Consider the following 21,206-nt stretch of genomic DNA (forward strand, 5'->3'; position numbering starts at 1 on the left):
AACAGATTTATCCTGGAAGCTAAAAATTCTGTCCCTTTATTCTCCTTATTAAGGCTTATTATGGAATGCACAAAGCCCTTTTCCATTTTTAGGTTTCATTTTCTTTTTCCTTTCATATCCTCTTCAATAACCTTCTTTGAGAAAAAATCTTCTCAAGTAGGGATGAATCAAAAAGATATATAGCTAAAATGTAAAGAAAACACATATGAATAACGAAAAAAAAACAACAGATTACCCCACTTCACAAGAACTCCTCGCTTTTTTATCCCAAAAGCTTTCTTACCCTCACCACCCTAAGCATATTCGGTTCCTCCAAACCCATGCTTCATATGTTTTTATTGTTCCCCCTTTTGTTTACAAAATAAAAAAACCAGTCAATTTTGGTTTTCTTGACTTTTCTACTCTTGAAAAAAGAAAGTTTTATTGCCAACGGGAAATCCAGCTTAACCGGCTCCTCTGCCCTGAAATTTATCTTGGCGTGGTTCCGATTACAAGGAATGATTCAGGCCTGCTTTCCTTTGATGGAAGGGGCAACATCGTTGAATATGCTGTAAAGATGCGGATGCTCTCCGGACGGTTTTTCTTCAAAAAACTTCTTAAGAGAAAAAGAGTGGATTTTTTAGATATCGAACGGATTGTATCCAGACTCTGTCAATTCTATCAACAGACGGAGAGCGGCGGTGAAATATCCTCTTGGGGTTCGATCGAAAAAATTAAAAAGAACACCGATGAAAACTTTGAGCAAACCCGAGCCGACATCGGGTTAACCCTGGACCAGATTAGTTATGATTCAATTGCCTATTTTACTAACCGGTTTTACGAACTTTTCCCTAACCTTTTTGAGAAGCGAGTCCGTCAAGGTTGGATTAAAAATTGTCATGGGGATCTCCATCTCGAGCATATCTACATACAACCAGATAAAATCTGTATTTTCGACCGGATCGAGTTTAATGAACGGTTCCGCTACATCGATGTAGCTTCTGACATCGCCTTCTTGGCTATGGATCTTGACTATAACCAAAGACCAGATTTTTCATCCTTTTTTTGCCGTCGTATGGCTGAATCGCTCAATGACCCTGATCTCTATAAATTTCTTGACTTTTATAAGTCTTATCGAGCCTATGTCCGGGGAAAAGTCGAAGGCATGACCGCCAAAGATCCACTCGTAAAGAATACTCAAAAAAAGGAACACATTGAAAGGGCTAAAAGATATTTTCAGCTTTCCTTACAGTATGCGGTTATAGGCTCTCAGCCGATTATGCTTGTGGTCATGGGAAAGGTAGCCACGGGGAAAAGTTTCCTAGCCGAGCATATTGCTAATCGGCTGGGATGGAAAGTTTTTTCTTCCGATAGAATTCGTAAAGAGATTGCAGGAATCGATCCTTTTAAGAGGACAGGGCCCCTAGAGCGCCAAAAAATCTATTCCAAGGAAATGAGCAAGAAAACTTACCAGGAATTAATCACAAGAGGGATAAATGAACTGCATCAAAACCGGGGAGTTGTCCTAGATGCTACCTTTGGCCAAAAGGAACAAAGAAAAGCCCTTCTAGAAAAGTTAAAAGAAAAAGATCAAAGCTATCTTTTTATCGAGCTTGTGGCGGATACATCCACAAGAGAAGCCAGATTAGAAAAAAGGGAGTTCTCTCCATCAGTCTCTGATGCGCGTCTAGAAGATCTGCAATCTTTAGACGACCTGTACGAAGAACCTCTAGAACTCCCCCAAGAAATCCGCCTTCAGATTTCCTCCAAAGAACCTTTTGAGTCGAGCTTAAAAAACCTATTCCAGTGCCTCTGTGATCGCCACCTTGAGAAACTATCTAAAATAGAAAAACAATAGCCGGCCAGACTTTTAGCTTTTCTGAAACAAACTCCAAATTATTATGGTTTAAAAAGACATAAGAATTAATCGTTCTAAGGAGTTTTTTCTAAGACAAATAAATTCTAAAAAGAAAAAAAGGGTACATTTTTTGCTTTTTTTCAAACCAAACAACTCCTTTTTTTATCTGCTTCAATCATGAAACTTTTATGTTTTTATCTTCTTTCCCTATTTATCTTGTAAGCTTATTGCTTATTTTTACCCCTGCTCTCATGCTCAAAGCCGACTCCATATTTTGGCCAGGAGAAGAAGTCGCAGCCCAGGATCTTATCGAAACGATGAATGGTCAAGATCCAGGTAAAGGATGGCTAGGTAAATGGCGCAAAATGGCCCAAGAAACTCGAGACAGACAACCTAAATGGCTAACCCCCATGGTTACATCTACTGCAAGGCTTGAACAGAGAATCCGCTATGACGCTTATTATGAAACCCTGCCTAATGGGAAAAAAGCTTGGGATTTTGGAGCGGGCAAAGGAGTTTCTCTCATTGTTGGTCCAACCCTTCAATTTACTTTTTCTTTACCTGAATACCTGTTTTATCCCGGTCAAGGAGCTCAAGACGGCTTTGGTGGAGAGACTTTTTTAGTCAGGCAACGCATCATGGCATCCCCTGAAGGACAAAAAAACTACTGTTTTTCGGTCCAGCTCCAGGCTGTTTCCCCCTATTCCACCTTTGGCAATACAGCACCGGCTGTATTCAACCACTGGACTTGGGCACCGACCATTCTTTTTGGTAAAGGCTGGGGTAATTTTACGATTCAACTCAATCTGGGGACACGGTTGACAGATGGCAATAACGAAACTTCCGCCCTTCCTTATTTCTATAATGTAGCCTTTGAATACCGGGTCGGATATGTCACACCAGCCGTGGAAATTACTTCTCAATCCGCTTTCGATCAGCTCTATTTTATCAATGCTCCTGGACTTTACGTCATTCCCGAAGTGTTAATTGGCCGTTTCGCTTTCAAAGATGATTGGAAAGTCTACTATGGATTTGGCTATCAGATCGGGCTCAATAGCCCAACAATAGAAAAAAAATATTCTAATGCTCTGATTATGAAGTTTCACCTCTTGTTTTAATAACTACAGGGACAGGCATTTCGCTACGCTTTGGCAAGTTGTTCTTACGAATCGACGGTTATGTGTACTCCAGGGATAAAAAAAACAGGGGAAAAAAAACACCTCCCTCCAGACCAAGACATGGATTCTAGGAAATCTACATCGATAATAGAATGAAATCGTTCTTTTAGACTTAAAAGATTAATATGAGCCACTAAAGACTTTACGAAATCCTATCAAATCCATTTGACAAGCTAAGTATCCTAGGGAAGGATGCCCAGTTGTTCGTAAATTTCTTTTTGAAGTGGATAGATCTTATTTTTAAGGGACAAAGCTTCAACTTTGAGTTGTTCTTCACCCTTTTCTTCAAGCTCCTTTTTTGCCCAAAATGTAGCTACGCAACGAAGCTCCTCGGTATTTAATCCAATCCTGGGAAGGTCACGATAGACATAACAAAAAGAACAATAATGCCTGAATTGAACCTTTCCCTCTTTTTTCTCAAAAAGAAGAACTCCTTTCCTTTCATTTCCATCCTCGGAAATAAAATAAAACTCTTCTCCATTGGCACTCACTGCGCCTAAATAATCATGAGTACAATCAAAAGCCAAATAGCTACGCATATAAAGTTGTTCTCCATCGGGAAAAGTAGAAAGAAATCTTAATAGCCTAGGGGTAGCCAGTGGGGTTTTAGCCGCCCTTAAAGCGAAAAGGTGGTGGCCAGTGCATATCAGACACGTTGTAAAAAGAAATAAAGCGATGAGCCATTTTCTAGGATTCATTTTTATAGAAATGAACAAAAAATTTAAAATGTGGTTCTTTCTTATTCAAAGCATTGAGTTAAAAAAAACAGTCTTTTCTCTTAGCTCATAAAGATAAAGAAAATAAAGCTTTTTATAAATTTTTGACCTCTCTATTAACATTAAAATTAAGAAAAGAAACAAAAAGAAACCCCACTTTCTTTGATATTGTTGATTTTCTTTTTAGCTTTTTAAACTTCCTTTTAAGTTTCTGGCCAGCCCCTGTTAGGTCAAGCTTATTCTTATGAATAGGCTTGTAGAAAGAAAAGATGAACAAGGAGTAAAAGAACTCTACTACGACAAAATACCATTTGTTTTCTGTCTTGGACTCGCTTTTTTTGTTCATCTAGGAGGAATTTTTTTTCTGTCCAAGGGGTTTAAAATCGAAAGGTTAGAAGAAAGACTTTCTTTAGGAAAGCCCACTGATTTCTATGTGACCCTGAGCCCTGATGACGCTTCAATGCATTCTTCACTACCCATCCCGGAAAAACAGCTTCCTTTTTGTCCAAAACAACTTCCAGAGGAGCAGAAAATCTCTAAAGCTTGTCCTTCTCTCTTGAAATCTCCCCCTGTTATTCCTCACACAAACGCCAATCCACAGAAAAAAATGGCTATTACTCAAACAGCCCCTTTTCCTTCAGCCCAAAAGAAAACGAATTCAAAAAAAGAGTTTCAAAACCAAAACACCGAAACCCTCTCACAGGCTTCCATGCCTCCTCCTCCCTATCCCTACGAGGCTAGGCTTCTTAGGATGGAAGGATCGGTCGTTATTCGGCTTCACGTGCAGAAGGGTAAAATAGTTAGCACTGAGATTATCCGCTCTTCGGGCTATAGGTTACTCGACATGCTTTCAAAGCGTTGGGTAGAAACGCATTGGCATTTTCCTCCTTTCGTAAACCGGGTGATTCTTGAGAAAATAACCTTTGAACTTGAAGAAGATAGCCCAAGTCAATTTGCACTCAATTAAAAAAAGTTTTATACTTATTGCAGTTATCTCTTAAAAAGACACGCTCATTCAAGATTCTCTTCCCCCCTGCTCCCCATTATATCATTAAACTTTTTTTATTATCTTCTCTTTTTACACTTTTGCTTTTTGTAGGGAGAAAGCTAAAACCTATAAAACTTTTCCCATTATCTTCTTGACACGAATAAGCAAAAACAACTTTAAAAATATTTTCTTAATTTTTCAAAATGGATTTACAATCTGGTATTTTTATAATATGAAAAAAATCAAAAATTTTTTCAGTTTTTGAAAATTATTTTATAATGTATGGAGTAAACAATTTGGTTTAAGAAAGCCTCTTATTAAGACCCAAAAAAAATTAGTAATTCTATTGTTCTATCTTATTCTTTTTCAATGAGTTATAATTTATTATGATCTTTATCCTTGCAACAACCAACGATTATTTTATTAAAACGGCTCAAGAATCCTCAATGATTCTTAAAAGCCAGTTAGTCACAGTGAATCATTTAAGTGAGTTTTTCACCCAAATTTGCTTTAAGAATTATGATCTTGGAATTGTAGATCCTGAAACTCCCAGTAGTTTTCCTTATCTAGATATTATTGAAAAGCTAAGAAAGGAGGCTATCTCTGTCCCTCTTTTCCTCATTGATCATGACTTGAATGCCCAGCAAAGAATCCTTGCTTTGCGTAAAGGAATCGATCTTTTTATCCCTAAAAACTTCATTGCTGAAGAATTAGCCGAACAAATTCTCTCTTTGCTTAAGAAAAAAAGTCCTGTTGATAAACATATTTTAAAAATTGGTAATCTGACCATTGACCTCAAAAATTCCAGGGTTTGGAAAGGCACTAAAGAAATCAAGCTGACTCCAAAAGAATTTTCCTTACTCGTACTTCTGGCAAATCAAAAAAACAATATTATTTCTGCTGAAGACATATTTAACCAGCTCTGGGGTGATTACTCAAAGGCTAGCTCTATCAACAATGTTATCCAAGTCCATATGAGTGGATTAAGAAAAAAACTCGAAGAATGTGGGCTTTCAAGTCTCATTACTACGGTCAGAGGCAAGGGTTGGATGATACAGGATCAAAAGCAAGCCTGTTAAGAAAAAGAGATTATCTTTTTGTTATTTTCCCCTTCACAGTCTTTTATCTTCTCTTCCAATTGGTGTATCCTCTGGCAAAGCCGATCAATGAGAATAGCCATTTCGCTGAGGGCTGTCCATATTCTCTCTTTTTCATCCACAAAGCTTGTTTCATTAAACCATCCCTGAAAGTCTTTATGCCTTAATTTTAAATCATCAATAATTTGCTGCATGATGATTAAGAAAAAATAAAATCATTTTTACTTAAACTAGCTATTTGGATAGAAAAATATACTTAAAATATATTACTATTTTTGCATAATAGATTACAATTCCTAATTAGTTGATGAGAGAAATCAATTGAAAGATTTATCCTCTTTAAGCAAAATAGATCTGCTCAATCTTTTAGAAATTTATAACAGCTGTTTACGCATTGGACATCAAAAGGAGTTGCATGAAATTCTAAAAAAGATCCAAAATTTAATTCCTTCTTCTTTAATCGCTTGTGGCCTTGTCAAGATTCATTCTTTCAATGAAGTGAAGAAAACTCTAAAAATCATAAATCATAGCTTTCCCAATGACCTGATCGCCTTTTATTTGAAGTTGAAATACCAACATGTTGATCCTGTTGTAAAAACTGCCTTAAGGCTGAAGGGAACAATCGTCCGTAGAACTGAAATTTTTAAATATTTCCAAGATAAGTTGCGGCATCAGTATCTCAAAGATGCCTCCGATATCGGCCTTCTCACAGGCCTCAGTTTTGGAGTTATCAAACCGACCGTTAACCTTGCTACTCTTTTTTCTTTTTGTGACAAGGAAATAGAAAAAGATCCTAGGCATGAAACTATTCTTAAGGCCTTAATGTATCCACTTCATCTGGCATTACTTCACCTTGCACAGCCTCAAATACTGGATAGATCCAACAAGCAAGAACAACACACTTTGACCGATCGCGAGCTAGAAATACTAAAATGGGTAAAAGAAGGAAAATCTAATTGGGAAATTTCTTGCATTCTTAACATAAGCGAAGCGACTGTCAAGTTTCATCTTAAAAATATTTTTTTAAAATTAGAAGTCCAAAACCGTTGTCAAGCGGTTGCAACTGCCATCTATAAAAACCTCTTAACTCTTTAAATCCAAATCATCTTGTTTGCAACTTCTCCGACCACGCAAAAGAAATGAACCTCATTTATATTCTTATGAACGTAATTCTTGTATTATTTACTTTTTTATTTTAATAGAGTGTTGACTGAGAAGAAAACTTCTATGCTCTATTTCGCTTATGGCTCAGACATGGATTGGAACCTGATGAGGAAAAAATGTCCCTCGACCCGATTTTTTTCTCGGGCACTCTTAGATCAGTTCAAACTGGTTGTGGCTAGGGAATCAAGTCAATGGAAATGCGGAATTTTTGGAATAATTCCAGAAGATAAAAGTCAACTTTGGGGAGTGATCTATGAAATATCTCTTTTTGACCTAGGAAAACTTGACGTTTCAGAAGGCTATAATCCTTTAAAAAAAGATTGTGGTTGTTTACGCAAAGAATGCATCGTCTATAAAGAAGGGGATAATAATTTTCCTTTAACCGTTTTTTCCTATTTTCCAGAAATCATGCCCAATCCCCCTCCTCTAAGTCTCGAATACCTTAATAAAGTTATAGGTGGAGCTCACTACTGGCATCTTCCTAAAGGTTACATCGCCAACCTAAATAGACTCCTTCCCAAAAGCTAGATTGGAATCTAAATAATACCAATGCCCCTCCTTGAGCTTCTATCTTACTCTACACTATCTTCAAGGACAAAAATGTTTTCATCAACTCCGAGAAACTTCGAAGCTTTTCTTGCATATTCATCCCGGGAATGAATATCAGTAAATAGTTTTAAAGCTTTATGAGCAGCTAAAAAAGCATAATCTTTAGCAACAGCTTTCAATGAAAACTTATTGCCTTGCAGACTAAACAAATAAAAGGTGTTGTCTTTATCTTTGATTAACAGGTAGTGCTCATCCTCTTTTTTACCAGATTTAGGTAGACCTAGCGTAATATCAAGGCTCTCATAATGTGTAGCCAGAAATTGACAAACCTCTTGCCCAACCGATTGACTATGGCCATTAAACAGCAGGAGGAGAAAAAAATAACAGAACGCAAAAGAGAAAACCAGTAACCTTTTTTGCATCACCCACCTATTTTTAAATAACGGCGAAAAACGCCAAAGAGTTGCATGGGTTTTTACTTTTATTTCTCATTTTTAATTCATAAAGCGAGGATTATTGAGAAAATTGCAGTCTTTCGATAATAAAACGACCAATAGAGTAAAAGCTAAGCGATCAATATCAATTTGGAAAACCTGCGAGGGAAAAATGGAATACTATGGAAATTTTTTTTTATTACCCCGACTTTTTCCTCCAAATGGAATAGAAACAACAGAAAAAAGTTAGAGATATTTAATCCACAAATACTACCTAATACTTTCCTGGTTTTAGCTTCCAGTACTCCATAAATTAATTATCACTACAAACTCCCTATCCTTTCATTAACCGCTCTACCGAACTTACGCCGCAGTGCTCCACCCATAATCGCGCGGAGATTTAGGTGGTGGTGAAGCGGCGATATCGTCTGCCAGAGCGATTTTGTTGACATTGAATGGAAGTTTAGTATATGCACAAAACAGATTGTTGGCCGGGAACCGGCCAAGCGTGGAGAGAGTTAATACTCTCGTAGAAGCGCGAAACTCACTCCATACCATCAGGTTGGCAGGAGTAGTTCATTGAGTTTAACCCTGGAATTTCGCCATAACCGACAAATTTCGTCGAGCCGTTTGAATTATATCTAGGAAATTTCATAAAAAGATCAAACACACTCACTCCCCATCTTCTTTTCCCATGATAAGTCCTTCCATCGCTGGAGCCAACCATCACTCGCTCCCCTGTTTGTTTTTCATGGCCAAGATAAATCATCACATGACTGATTGGAGGATCATTTTGTGTCGAATAGGTCCCTATCCAAAAAAGAAGATCCCCTGGCTTGAGATCATTGAGTTCAAAACTATTGGGATTATTACTGAGCACCGCTTTAAATTTCCCTTCTTTCCTAACCCAACAATAGAGACCGGAAGAACTTCTAGGTACATCTTTTAAACCCATCTGAGTGAGAAGATAATAAACAAAACCAGAACAATCCATTGCCCCTTCTTTGGGATCAGCCAAGCCATAACGGTAGGTAAGATTTTCCTTAGTCAAAGCCAAGGCCTTAATAAGGAGCAGTTGGATAACCTTGGGAAGAGATGGAAATTCAACTAAATCTTCAGGTTCAAGAGAAGCATTCGGATATATATCCGAAGGCAAAGTAGAAGAAGAGGAGTTTGACTCAACATGTTGTTGAGCAAAAACAAAAGAAAAAACAAAAAGGACTATCCCAAAGGGGAGAAAATATTTCATGAAGAAAATTGTTTTTTAGCTTTTTGCTTCATTGAGCCTATAGCCACGAAAAAGCACAATTGACCTTTCTTTAAGCATATACGAAGAGCCCCCTGGGTATTCTTTCTCTTTTTGAGAAAACTCAGTATCGGCTGAATCAAAGACTATCGTCCAGGGTTTTTCTTCTCTACGCTTAGGGAGAGTAAAAGAAAGAGGACTTTCAGAGCTATTGAAAAGGATCAACATGGAGTTTCCTTGGATTGGATTTCCTTGCTCATCGATGTCTCCGATCATATCCCCAGCGAGGTAAACGCCAAATGATTTGATGTAGCCTGCATTCCAACTTTCATCGGTCAACAGTTCTCCGTTTACATCTAACCAACGAATGTCTCTGACTTCACTACCCCGAATAGCCCGACCATGGAAAAATTTTCTTCTCTGGAAAACAGGCTCTGTTTTTCTTATTTTGATCAGTTCACAAACAAACTGAAGCAACTCTTCGTCTTGTTCTGAAAGTTGCCAGTTAACCCAACTCAGTTCGTTATCCTGGCAATAACAGTTATTGTTTCCCTTCTGGCTATGTCCCATCTCATCTCCGCAATATAACATGGGAACACCAATGGAAAGAAAAAGGGTAGATAGGAGATTTTTGCGTTGTTTAAGCCGCAGCTGCAGAACATGAGGATCATCCGTAGGACCTTCTACTCCACAATTCCAACTGTAATTTTCATTCTGCCCATCCCGATTGTCTTCAAGATTAGCTTCGTTATGTTTCTGGTTATAACTCACTAGATCAAGAAGAGTAAAACCGTCATGACAGCAAATAAAATTGATACTCGCATAGGGCTTGCGGCCGCTCTGCTCGTAGAGATCACTTGAACCAGAAATGCGACTTGCAAACTCGGCTAACATCCCCAAGTCAGCCCTCCAGAATTTTCTGACCGCATCCCTGTATTTTCCATTCCATTCTGCCCAACCTACAGGGAAATTTCCAACTTGATAACCTCCTGCTCCAATATCCCATGGTTCGGCAATCAACTTTACTTGAGAAAGCACTGGATCCTGACGAATCACTTCAAAAAAAGTAGACAGTTTATCGACGTCAAAAAGCTCTCTGGCCAAAGCCGAAGCCAAATCGAACCGGAAACCATCCACATGCATCTCACAGACCCAATAGCGTAAGCTATCCATAATAAGCTGGATTACGCGTGGATTACGCATGTTTAAACTATTACCGCAACCGCTAAAATCCATGTAGTAACGTGGGTTATCTGAAACAAGCCTGTAGTAAGAACAGTTGTCGATTCCCCGAAAAGAGAGAGTAGGACCCAAATGATTGCCTTCAGCCGTGTGATTATAGACAACATCAAGGATTACTTCAATGCCTACACTATGAAGAGTTCTTACCATCGTTTTAAATTGAGCCAGCGGATCAAGCTTGGAATCTTTGACTACATACCGAAGCTCAGGAGCAAAAAAACAGAGGCTGTTATATCCCCAGTAATTGGTTAATCCCTTTTCAACCAGATGGGACTCATCAACATGTTGATGAACAGGCAAGAGTTCTATAGTGGTAATTCCAAGCTTAAGCAGGTGGTTAATAACAGGTTCAGAGGCTAAACCCAAGTAAGTTCCCCTAAGTTCTTCGGCTATACCAGGCATCCTTTTGGTAAGGCTTTTGAGATGAGCTTCATAAATAATAGTTTTATGCCAAGGAATAGCTGGCCGACTATCCTCCCCCCAAGAAAAAGATGTGTCAATCACCACCCCTAATGGTACAAACGGGGCGCTATCTTGGTCATTAAAAGACAGGTCCTCTTGAGGATCGCCTATTTTGTAGCCAAATAATGCATTATTCCACTCAAGAGGTTTTGAAACAAGCTTAGCATAAGGATCGATAAGTAATTTTTGAGGATTGAATCTATGGCCTTGTTGAGGCTCATAGGGACCATGAACCCGGTAGCCATAGAGCTGGCCAGGAAGAACCCCTTCTAAATAGACATGCCAAACGAAATCCGTTTCTTCGGTTAAGACTATCCTTTGTTCATTTTGTCCTGAGCTATCAAAAAGACAAAGCTCAACTTTAGTTGCATTTTCAGAAAAAAGAGAAAAATTAACTCCTTTCCCATCCCATGTTGCTCCCAGTGGATAAGGTTTACCAGGTTTAATAGTCATGGTGAAAGCGTTTTATTTAATTTTCAACAAAATGGGATAAAAAAGATTCTTTCGATTTTCCTGAACACAGAACCGTTTCTATCAGTAAACCCATTAATCTTGCAATGGCAAAAGCCATAAGTTTTTTTTACTTTGTAACATTCTTGCTTAAGACAGATCATTTCAAAAACAAAATAACTTTTCTTACACCCAGCCTTTTTGTTTTTTAAAAAAGATGAAAGGGATCAGACCCTAGCTACTTGAACCAAGACATTTAACTTTTGACCATGGTACCCTTTAAAAACTCCTCGTATTGGGGCCACATCGTCATAATCTCTTCCCACTGCAATCTGGACATGGCGGTCGGTTTCTAGGGTATTATTTGTAGGATCAAAACCTACCCATTTCCCATTAGGCAGGTAGACCTCAATCCAGGCATGGGTTGCGGCCTCAACTTCCAGGGATGAAGAGGACTCCTTAGGAACAGGTTCAATGTAACCACTGACGTAGCGGGCTGGGATGCCTGCGGAGCGTAGCATAGCGATCATGAGATGACTGTAGTCCTGGCAAACCCCTTTTTTCTTTTCCAGGATTTCAGCAAGGGGAGTTGAAACATCAGTTGCCCCAGGAACGTAGACAAGAAAACCGTGTACGAACTGATTAAGTTCAACAAGAGCTTCTGTAAGGATCTTGTCCTTATGAAATATCCCTGAAGCCAATCCTCGGATTTCATCAAGTAAGGGAATAAATGAAGAAGGAAGAAGAAAATCCAAAAGTTCAAATTTTTTAAAACCATATACGACTAAAGCCTCACTGACAGTTAGAGGCATCTCACTTAAAGGATCGGGAATGGGATGAGTCAAGACTAAGCTGCGGGTTTCCACACTTAAGCTATTGTGTCTAAAAGGAATACTGAAAAAAGAAGTCACATTCCCAAAGTAATCGGTATAAAAGTATAGGGGTACTGAAGGATGAATTATCGTTTCATGGCTTAAAACAGTTTGCCGGATACTATTTTGGGGATGACAACGAAGTTCAGAAAATGATTCCAAGGCAGCTGCTGGATAAATATATTCGGTTTTATGGACAATGAAAAATTTCATCTTTAAGGACTTGATACCTTTGAAGTTTGGATCGCCGATTGATGAGTAAAATAATAATCGGTTAAAAGAAGATGAAATTCGAAAAGTTCCTTTTCGATCTGCTCGATCCAAGGCTTATAAACAAAAACCGGATCCGTGTTTGTCACTCCAGAAGGGCTTGTTGCTTTCAGCTCTTCAGACCACCGTTTCAGTTTCGCATTCAGATAACGGATAATAGATAGAGGCTTTGCCGACATGCTGGGGAACCTTTCAATGAACTTGAGCATGGTTTCAACTTGGTCTAAACAAAAGGAAACCGACCGAGAGAATTGCTCGTCAAAGAGAAAAAGAGCTATCGCTTTATGGGCAGAAAAAGGATAATGATAAAGACTTCTGTAAGCATATAAAGCTGAAGAGAGTTTTAATATTTTCTCCAGCAAAGCCAAGAAGTTATATCCTTGGGAATCCTTCTTTTCGATGAGTTTTAAGCAAAACCGACTCAAAAGAATACTAAATCTGGCCTTTTCATAGAACCGGCCTACCTGAAAAAATTTCCACTGCTCGTTGCGCAAAAGATGCTCATCGATAGCTGACAGGAGTTTGGCTGAATCCAAGGAAAAGTCAGAAATCAGTTGAGTAGAATCAAGGTTCTTATTTTCAAAAGATTGTTTTTGAAGCTTATAATAAAGGGAACTTAGGGAGATCCAAACTTCAGGGGGAATGGAATCTCTGATTTTAGCACCGTTTTCAAAGCAACGAGAAATGCAATTGATAACCGAATCTTCCCCTTTCGATCCCATGAAAAACTGAAAAAAAAGGCTGAGATGGTCTTTGGGATATGAGCTTTTAAAAGCACGAGCTGAAAAATAATCCGCTAGTTCTTTTAAAAAAAAGGAAAGAACTTCGGAATTTTCTAATAAAGCCTTATCCTCATAACTCCAGAAAGAAAGAATAATGTGATGGAGTTGAAGGGCTCGAGTCAGATATCTTCCAAGCCAGTACATCGACTCGGCAACTCGACTTAGGATACTGATCCGATTTTCAGAATAGGGAAGAGAATAAAGGGTTAACTCGGAAGCTCTGGAAAGCTTTTCTTGGTAAAGCCATACATCTTTTAAAAGAAGCCTCTTTTCATTTTCCTGGCACCCTTTGCCCAGTACAATAGGGAGAAGTTCGGATCGATTTTCTTTGACCACACCATAAAAAACAAAAGAAAAAGGTTTATAGCTTAGAGAAGAGCCATAAAAAGATGGAAATTTCTTGAAAGAAAGCCTTTTTTGAACAACCAGCGAAGAAAGAACCCTTTGTGGAATTTTCTTTGCTTTCGCCCAGTCAACCCATTGGTCTATTCCTTGAGGCTCAACCTTTGCCTCTCTATCCTTGAGGATATAATCTGCGGGAGAGTCTAGGAAAAGGGAAAAGGCATCAGGATCAGATGCAGGATAGGTTGGCAGAGAATTTAACAAAGGTCTTTCTTTCAAGTAAAAAGAGATTATTTTTGAGCCGTAGGATTGGAGAAGAGGATCGGACACTATCCCACAACCCGCAGCATTAACAAGTTTTAAATTTCCCTTTCTTAAACACCAAAAAAGTCCAGCAATTCCTTGATCTATAGAGCATCGATTAGCAATAGGATCAAGTCGGCTATCAGCTATTCTTCTCAAAAGAATAGCGATAGGTTCTAGCCCACCTAAAGTTTTTGCATAAAGCTTGCCTTCAAGAACGACAAGATCGGTGGATAAAAACAGAGGAATGCCCATCCTCCGAGCAAGGAGTGCCGCTTCCCAGTCTTCGGCTTTTTCTGTCACCAAAGCGACCAGTCCCTCGTTATCTTCAGGTAGAACTTGACTTAAAGCTTCAAGGATCTTTTCTGGATAGTCCAAACAGCCGAGGGGTTCTACTCCGTTAAACAGCTCGGGCAGCGTTTCTCTCAGTCCCCTCCTTATCTCTTCAGCAAGCATGATATTCTGGGGTATCTCCAACTCGTCATGGAGTACAATCCAGTTACCGTTTTCTTCTTTTGCTAGTTCACAAGAAAAAAAATAGCAATACTCTTCTCCTGCGGGGTTCAAATTGACACATTCCCTCCGGTACCTCGGAGAAGAAAAAAAAGGCTCAAAAGGAATGACTTTGTTCTTAAAAATCGTTTTTTCAAAATAAAGATCTTTTAAAAACTTTCTCCATCCTTTTACTCTCTGTTCTATGCCTGCTCGAATTACGACCCAGTCTTCCTCACACAGGATAATAGGCCACGGGTCTATGGAATATTGTTCACCCTTATCCAAGGGATAAGGATATATTCCCATAAGTTCAAAATTAAGCCCCATGGCTTTCTGGGCCATGTTCAAGTTTTCTTCAACAAGGGAAGAGGCCTGTTTCTCAAGGATCATCTTGGACATTTTTCTTAGCCTTCGTAAAATGCAAGAAATCAATCAGATAAAAACAATTGCCAAAAATAGGTTTAAGCATGAAAAACTTTAACCTAGGGATGATAAAAGAGATTGATGGATTGTGTTGCATTCGATTTGAATATCTAAAAATATCTTTTTATTCCGTTCAGCCGTAATCCCATTTTTAACTTGTTCAAGGACTTTGGAAAAAAGCTCTTTTGTTTGGGTCTGGAGCAATTCAATATCCCATTGTTGCGAAAGGACTCCCAGGTAATGAAGCATTTTATCAAGTAAAGAAAGAATGGAATAGGGATAAAGTGAAGAGCCTAGGATATATAATGCTGTTTTTTCATAGCTAAGCTCATTCATCCCTATTTTCTTCTTTAAAAGATCCCGGATAAAAAGGGAATTAAGGAAAGCTTCCCATTCTTCATAAGGAGGATCGTCCTTGTTTTCCTCCGGATGATAAGCAAAAAAAAAGGCAGCACAATTACCCACTTTTTCAATGTATTCCCCGATTTTCAACCAGAGCAAGAAAGGTTCCTCTTCAAAAAGATAATCTTGAAGCTGTCGCATGACGAGAATCTTTTCAATAACCTCTTTAATGAGAGGATAACAAGAGAGTTGGAAAGGAGAGCTAGCCGTCGTCGATGAAAGCAGAAAATAGGCACTATTAAGATATTCCCAAAGAGGTAAAGGAAGCCAATCCCTAAGTATTTTTGCATTTTCCCTGGCTGAGAAAAGAGAGCAAAGAGAAGAAAGGGGATTGTCGTGATCGAACAAAACAAAGAAAAGAGTAGATGACAGCTCTCCCTGGATAGGCCCACGGTTAAAAATTCTCAATCCTTTTTTGATCCTTTCCCAGCAACACGACCATTTTTCTGCCGAAGCTTCTAGTCCATAACCTAGATAACTTTGGCAAACATTCAAACTCACCAAGGCCCTTTCTATATACCTTGCTGTCCAGTAAATGTTTTCGATTCGCTGTCCGCTCATGGATTTTATCTTTTTTCATCCTCAACAATCCAGCTATCTTTGCTCCCTCCTCCTTGGGATGAGTTGACCACAAACGACTGGGAGTCGATAGCGACCCGGGTCAGCCCTCCAGGGATTACCCGAGGCTCTTTGCCTAAAAGGACAAAAGGACGCAAATCCACTCTTCTTGGCTCTATGGTCCCATCAACAAGACAGGGAAGTTTTGAGAACCAAACTAAGGGTTGAGCAATGTAATTTTGGGGATTGGCTAAAATTTTTTGTTTAAATTCTTGTCGTTGTCGAGAAGAACTGACAGGTCCAATAAGCATACCATAGCCCCCCGACTGGCTAACCTCTTTAACCACCAACTGCTCAATTTTCTCTAAAACATAGCTTCTTTCCTTGGGATTAAAACAACAATAGGTCTCTACGTTGTGCAGTATTGGCTCTTCGCCTAAGTAATAGCGAATTATCTGAGGAACAAAACTATAGATCGCTTTGTCATCCCCTATTCCACAACCCGGTGCATTGATGATGTTCAGTTTTCCCTCTCGATATAGCCTAAATAGTCCTTTAAGCCCAATTAAGGAATCAGGGCGAAAAACCTCGGGATCCAAAAACCCTTCCTCGATACGCCGATAGAGTACAGTGATATTTTTTTTAGTTTTTCCAGCCTTGAGGTAAAGCTTTCCATTTTCAATTATCAGCTCTTTAGATTCAACAAGAGCTGTCCCCATCTGGTTGGCTAGAAAAGAATGTTCAAAGTAGGCTGAGTTATACGGACCCGGAGTCAAAACAGCAACTTGAGCTTGGGGGCAATCAGGGGGATGAAGATCCAAAAACGTTTCTAAAAGAGCTTTTGGATAAGACTGGATAGGTAAGGGTCTCTGGGAAGAAAAGAAAAAAGGGCAACATTCTTTTAATACCATTCGTGCTGAAAGCATATAGGAAACCCCACTGGGAATCCTTAGATTATCTTCAAGAACAATAAAGTTACCCTTCTGGTCTTTTAGCAGATCACAGCCACAAACCGCAGCGTAGATCCCTCTAGGAACATCAAGCCCAACCATTTGCTCAACAAAGCCTGAAGAATTCAAGACAAGCTCTCCAGGGATCACTTTATCCTTCAGTATTCTCTGTTTATGATAAACATCCTCAACAAAAAGATTGAGAGCTGTTAGTCTTTGAATCAGTCCTTTTTTTATTTTCTCCCATTCTCTTTTCACGATGAGCCTGGGAATAACATCAAAAGGAAAAATCCTGTCTTCAGTTTTTTCTTTCCCATTTTTCAATGAAAAAGTAACCCCCAATTGCTTGTACCTGTAGAAAGCTTTTTTCTGAGCCATCATCAACTTTTCTATGCCTACTCGAGACAGAATCATTTCCCATAGGGATTGATATTCTATTTTGGGATTTCCCAGGATGTTCAAGGATTCATCCTGACCATCAGCTAGACTCTTATACTGATCAAAAAAAGAGAACTGGGAAAAATGTGGATTGGCTTTACTGGCAGTGGAAGAAAAAGAAGCCATTTGCTTCTTTTAAGCACGAAATATGCCAGGCTTTAAAAACCTATTTTTAAATCATCGTTGCTTCCAGAGCATTCGACTTACTCATTAGAAAATCCCATTGAAACTAAATTATTGGGTAAAATTCTAAAACTGTATTAACAAAATTTCGATTGAGGAAAAAATTCTGTAGCGGATTAATTACCGATGAACAATTCTATCTTTCTTAAATAACCATTAAGATGCTATTGAGACTACCATCAGCTTATTTTCCATATCTTTTATTCAATCTTCTTGCCTAGAAATTAAAAGGGTAGTAAAAAATCGGTAGAGTTTTTCTGCTAGAACTGTTCTTTTCCCCTTGATGATCAATTTTGCTCTCATATCTTCTAAGATCAGGGATTGATCCTCTTTAGACAGGGGAATAAAAGCAAAAACGTAAGGATTTTTTTCTTGCTGTTCCTTCAAGGTCACGGGAATGACAGGGATTTTCCCTCCGTAAGGAATAAGAAGACCGGGAGGGATTTCTGACCGTTCGACCATCTTTTGGCCTATTTTTTGGACAACGGTATGAAAAATTTTTCCTGAGCTTATCCAAATGCCCTTGACTTCCGCGCCAGGGAAAACGATACGAGTTTCAGCCTGTGTTAAGGGGACAATAAAATAGTATCGCTCTAGGTTCCTAATTTTTAAAATCGTTTCTCCCGGCCGAAAATATTTTCCTCTTATCGATTCTATGTCTGGATTGATCAGGACACCATCGATGGTCGATTTGAGCATAAGTTCTTCTTTTCTTTTGAGAGCTAGATCAAATTTCTTTCTTGTGGCTTGGAGATCTTGGGATCGCATCGGAGCACTCTCCTTCTCTTTTCCTTCTCTTCTCCGAGAACTATACTCAAAGGATGAAAAATCAATTCTTTTCATAGCAAGATCCATCCGGGCCAGTTGTAAGTCCATTTCAACCCGGTCGTTATCCAATCTTAGCAAAGCTTGGCCAGCTTTCACGTGCTGACCACTCCTAACCCATATTTCCTTTACAACACCTCCATCAGCACTTGCTACATTCTGGCCTAACTGGGACCGGACGACGGCTACGGTTTTTACTTTTTCCCTACAGGGGAAAACCAACAAGATACACAGAACAATCAGTCCGAGGCCAAACCCTTTTAATCTTTTTTTTAAAGTTTGACTAAATCCAGGAAAAAAATGGGGGGAAAGAAAAGGAGCCAAGAAGACTTTCATAACAACAGCTCCTACAAAAGCCATTTCTACGAAAAAACTTAAAGCTGCCCCGATATTTTCAAGACCTACCTGTTTAAATCCATTGAACAAAACTTTCCCCAAGGAATGAATGAGGTAAAACATGTAGCAGAGCGCTAAAGTGGAATAAACAAAAAAGATCCAACCTTTAGCTTTATTAACTTTCATCTTTAGTAGTTGCGGATTTTTATAACCCAAAAGCCAATCTTGAATCTTAGCTGTACAATAGGCAAAGGCTTTTTCCCTTAAATTAGGGATTTCAAGAAGATCCACTAAGACATAATAACCATCGAATTTCATTAAAGGATTTAAATTAAAAAAAAGAGTTGTTACACTGGCCGTCACCATTAGATTAAAGGCAAGGTTCTTTGCCATTCCTAAGGGAAATAAAATCCAAAGGTGTGCAGCTACCGAAGCGATGATCAGCTCGGTATAAACCCCCGCAGCAGCAATAAAAATCCTGGCTTTTTTATCGGTAATAATCCAACTATCAGAAGCATCCACGTAACCCACTGGAATGAAAAAGAAAAAACCTACCCCCATTTCATGAATCTCACCTCCAAAACGACGAGTGGTTGTAGCATGGCCAAATTCATGAAGGGTTTTGTCAATGGCTGTAGCGATGTAAAGGAAGAAAATATTTTGCGCTGAGAAAAACTGGATCTGATTGGTATCAAAAGCTGAACGATGTAAAAAAAGGAAAAAAAGAGTCCAGATCCAAAAGCAGATAGTGATTACCACGCCTTGGGGAGACCAAAGCCACCAGGCCGATCGAACAATCCGATCCAGCCAGCGAGAAGGATGTATTAAGGGAAGTTTAATAAAGAAAATCTTTAAAAAAAAACCCACTAAAAGCTGGAGAAAAGAATCCCTTCTTCTAGGTATCTTTGACAAGAGAACATCGGTAGGAAGGATAACTAAATTTCTAGAAACAAGAAGATCTAAAAATTGCAAAACATCCTGGGCACTAATCATTTTATGCGGAAAATACTTATTATAGTTTTGGGCAATCTCTTCAGCCGATCTTTTCCCATCAAATAAACCAGCAAGAATAGCTTCTGCGTGAGGCAGCCGACAGTAGGTAAGCCCTAAAGGATCTTTAACTACATAATAAGTTTTGTTATTAAAAATTTGCTTTTGAAATAAAAGATCGGTGCGCAGTTTATATGGAACAATATTTTCGGCTTTTTTTATCTGGTTTACTACTTCCTGTTTTATCATAGCCCTTTATTGAGCTGGGAGTTGACCTCCAACGGCATATTCTAAGCGCGCTAGTGCAGCATTATAATTAAATCGGGCCTCAGCATTGGCTAATTTAGCTTTAAGCAAAGCTTGTCGAGCCGTTACAGCTTGAACCCAGTTAGTTTCTCCACTTTCAAACAGTTTCCTTGCTTGATCAAAAGCTTTTTCCGCATCATTCACAGCCGTTTGTTGAAACGCAACAGCCTCCTTAGATCTTTTTATCTGCTGGTAAAGTTCTCTAAGCTGGGCAGGAATATCAACCTTAAGTTGACTGACTTTAACTTGGGCTATATTTTCCAATGCTTTTTGGGTCTTTATCCTTCCATTATTTTCCATAATATCAAAAAAATTCCACTGGCCTTGCACGCCCGCCGTCCAGCCCCATTTAGGGTAAAGGATGTAAACATTGCTAATGTTCTCATACTGAAGAAGGGCATCGAGGGTTGGATAATAGCTGGATTGAGCAGCAGCCACCGCAGCATGAGCAGCCGAAAGTGAATGCAAAGCCTCATTTAAATCAGTACGTTTTTGTAAAGCAATTTTTAGAGCTTCATCGTAAGGTACTTCGAAGGAAGGTAGATCGTTTTGACCAGCCAGGTAAAGAGGATCATTTTCTTGGCTACTTGGCATATTGAGGATCATTCTGAGCTGTTCTCTTGCTTTTACATAAGCGGATCTTGCCTGGGCTAGATCTCCAAGAGAAGTTGAGTATTCAGCTTGAGCACTTAAAGCTTGAAATTCAGGAATCTCTCCTTCTTTAAACATTTTTTGGGTATATTCAGCAATAGCACGACTTGCTTCGGTTAACTCTTCTCTAATTTCCACAACTTCTTGTCTAAAAAGGGTATAATAAAAAGCTTCCTTGGCTTGAGCCACCGTCCTCAAGGCCACATCCATCGATTGCCATATTACTTTTTCCAAAATCTCTTTTTGTTGCCTGGCTTCTTTAACCGCTCCCACATTGAGAATCGTTTGTTTTATCTGTACAGCCCCTAGCCAGCTCGTCCGAGTCAGGGGATAAGCTTCTATTGTTGGCAGAAACATCAAAAGGGAGCTTTGTTCCCGTTGAGCACGGTAAACTAATCCTCCATGAGGGTAAAGCCTAGCTTTAAACTGCATTTTAATCCCTTCTTGTTGTTCAATAGCTTTTCGTGCAGAAACAACTTCAGGGTTCGCATCCAGAGCACGTTGGATAACCTCTTCTAATGACCATTTCTTAGTTGTACTCACCTGCAACTGCTTAGGATAAATCAGTTCAATCGGCTTTTTTATGCTATAAAAAATAGAAATCGAAGGATCAGCGTTTTGTGGGTCGGTAGAAGCCCCCTGAATATCAAGGAGTGTCAAAAAAGAAAAAAGACTGACCAACAAAAAGAAAAGGGAAAAATCTTTTCTCATTCGTTT

At 39.0% G+C, this 21,206-nt stretch carries 17 protein-coding genes; 6 read left to right on the top strand and 11 right to left on the bottom strand.

Annotated elements, in window-relative coordinates; translation table 11 throughout:
* Positions 1 to 205 precede the first annotated feature (205 nt).
* Both IT6_RS03765 and IT6_RS03770 read left to right on the top strand, forming a co-directional pair.
* Positions 206 to 1,837, top strand: a complete 1,632-nt coding sequence (locus tag IT6_RS03765; protein WP_206827929.1) for a bifunctional aminoglycoside phosphotransferase/ATP-binding protein — start codon at positions 206 to 208, stop codon at positions 1,835 to 1,837.
* Positions 1,838 to 2,025: 188 nt separating this feature from the next.
* On the top strand, positions 2,026 to 2,955 hold the full coding sequence (locus IT6_RS03770; RefSeq protein WP_206827931.1) for a hypothetical protein: 930 nt from the start codon (positions 2,026 to 2,028) through the stop codon (positions 2,953 to 2,955).
* Between the two features lie 242 nt (positions 2,956 to 3,197).
* Here IT6_RS03770 and IT6_RS03775 read toward each other — a convergent pair whose 3' ends face one another.
* On the bottom strand, positions 3,198 to 3,713 hold the full coding sequence (locus tag IT6_RS03775) for a hypothetical protein (RefSeq protein WP_134440703.1): 516 nt from the start codon (positions 3,711 to 3,713) through the stop codon (positions 3,198 to 3,200).
* A gap of 262 nt (positions 3,714 to 3,975) precedes the next feature.
* Between IT6_RS03775 and IT6_RS03780 the strand changes: the two genes are divergently transcribed.
* The gene (locus IT6_RS03780) at positions 3,976 to 4,698 is read left to right on the top strand and encodes an energy transducer TonB (RefSeq protein ID WP_206827933.1); all 723 of its coding nucleotides are present in this window, start codon (positions 3,976 to 3,978) and stop codon (positions 4,696 to 4,698) included.
* A gap of 407 nt (positions 4,699 to 5,105) precedes the next feature.
* Positions 5,106 to 5,798 carry a winged helix-turn-helix domain-containing protein gene (locus IT6_RS03785; RefSeq protein ID WP_134440701.1) on the top strand — a complete coding sequence of 231 codons (693 nt, stop codon included), beginning with the start codon at positions 5,106 to 5,108 and terminating at the stop codon, positions 5,796 to 5,798.
* Here the strand turns inward: IT6_RS03785 and IT6_RS03790 are convergent.
* On the bottom strand, positions 5,795 to 6,010 hold the full coding sequence (locus IT6_RS03790) for a hypothetical protein (RefSeq protein WP_206827935.1): 216 nt from the start codon (positions 6,008 to 6,010) through the stop codon (positions 5,795 to 5,797). The genes IT6_RS03785 and IT6_RS03790 overlap by 4 nt on opposite strands.
* 127 nt (positions 6,011 to 6,137) lie before the next feature.
* Between IT6_RS03790 and IT6_RS03795 the strand changes: the two genes are divergently transcribed.
* Together IT6_RS03795 and IT6_RS03800 are read left to right on the top strand one after the other, a co-directional pair.
* Positions 6,138 to 6,911, top strand: a complete 774-nt coding sequence (locus IT6_RS03795) for a helix-turn-helix transcriptional regulator (protein ID WP_206827937.1) — start codon at positions 6,138 to 6,140, stop codon at positions 6,909 to 6,911.
* 132 nt (positions 6,912 to 7,043) lie between these two features.
* Complete coding sequence (locus tag IT6_RS03800; protein WP_134440698.1) at positions 7,044 to 7,508, top strand: gamma-glutamylcyclotransferase family protein; 465 nt, start codon at positions 7,044 to 7,046, stop codon at positions 7,506 to 7,508.
* 44 nt (positions 7,509 to 7,552) lie between these two features.
* Here the strand turns inward: IT6_RS03800 and IT6_RS03805 are convergent, their stop codons facing one another.
* From IT6_RS03805 to IT6_RS03845, 9 genes are all read right to left on the bottom strand, one after another.
* Positions 7,553 to 7,951 (bottom strand): hypothetical protein, encoded by a 399-nt coding sequence (locus IT6_RS03805; protein ID WP_134440697.1) that lies wholly within the window; start codon positions 7,949 to 7,951, stop codon positions 7,553 to 7,555.
* 556 nt (positions 7,952 to 8,507) lie between these two features.
* Positions 8,508 to 9,212 carry a C40 family peptidase gene (locus IT6_RS03810; RefSeq protein ID WP_134440696.1) on the bottom strand — a complete coding sequence of 235 codons (705 nt, stop codon included), beginning with the start codon at positions 9,210 to 9,212 and terminating at the stop codon, positions 8,508 to 8,510.
* Positions 9,213 to 9,227: 15 nt separating this feature from the next.
* On the bottom strand, positions 9,228 to 11,366 hold the full coding sequence (gene glgX, locus IT6_RS03815; protein WP_206827946.1) for a glycogen debranching protein GlgX: 2,139 nt from the start codon (positions 11,364 to 11,366) through the stop codon (positions 9,228 to 9,230).
* A 224-nt stretch (positions 11,367 to 11,590) separates the two neighbouring features.
* Complete coding sequence (locus tag IT6_RS03820) at positions 11,591 to 12,448, bottom strand: transglutaminase family protein (protein WP_206827948.1); 858 nt, start codon at positions 12,446 to 12,448, stop codon at positions 11,591 to 11,593.
* Positions 12,449 to 12,450: 2 nt separating this feature from the next.
* Positions 12,451 to 14,826, bottom strand: coding sequence for a circularly permuted type 2 ATP-grasp protein (locus tag IT6_RS03825; RefSeq protein WP_206827950.1), 2,376 nt, complete (start codon positions 14,824 to 14,826; stop codon positions 12,451 to 12,453).
* Positions 14,827 to 14,904: 78 nt separating this feature from the next.
* A complete protein-coding gene (locus tag IT6_RS03830; RefSeq protein WP_206827959.1) occupies positions 14,905 to 15,813 on the bottom strand; it encodes an alpha-E domain-containing protein in 909 nt (302 codons plus the stop codon).
* A 5-nt stretch (positions 15,814 to 15,818) separates the two neighbouring features.
* Positions 15,819 to 17,324, bottom strand: a complete 1,506-nt coding sequence (locus IT6_RS03835; protein ID WP_206827963.1) for a circularly permuted type 2 ATP-grasp protein — start codon at positions 17,322 to 17,324, stop codon at positions 15,819 to 15,821.
* Positions 17,325 to 17,585: 261 nt separating this feature from the next.
* Positions 17,586 to 19,781 carry a site-2 protease family protein gene (locus IT6_RS03840; protein WP_206827965.1) on the bottom strand — a complete coding sequence of 732 codons (2,196 nt, stop codon included), beginning with the start codon at positions 19,779 to 19,781 and terminating at the stop codon, positions 17,586 to 17,588.
* A gap of 6 nt (positions 19,782 to 19,787) precedes the next feature.
* Entirely contained in the window at positions 19,788 to 21,200 is a 1,413-nt protein-coding gene (locus IT6_RS03845; RefSeq protein ID WP_206827967.1) for a TolC family protein, read from the bottom strand.
* Positions 21,201 to 21,206 lie beyond the last annotated feature (6 nt).

Origin of the sequence: Methylacidiphilum caldifontis (assembly GCF_017310505.1) — a bacterium.
GTDB classification, from domain to species: domain Bacteria; phylum Verrucomicrobiota; class Verrucomicrobiia; order Methylacidiphilales; family Methylacidiphilaceae; genus Methylacidiphilum; species Methylacidiphilum caldifontis.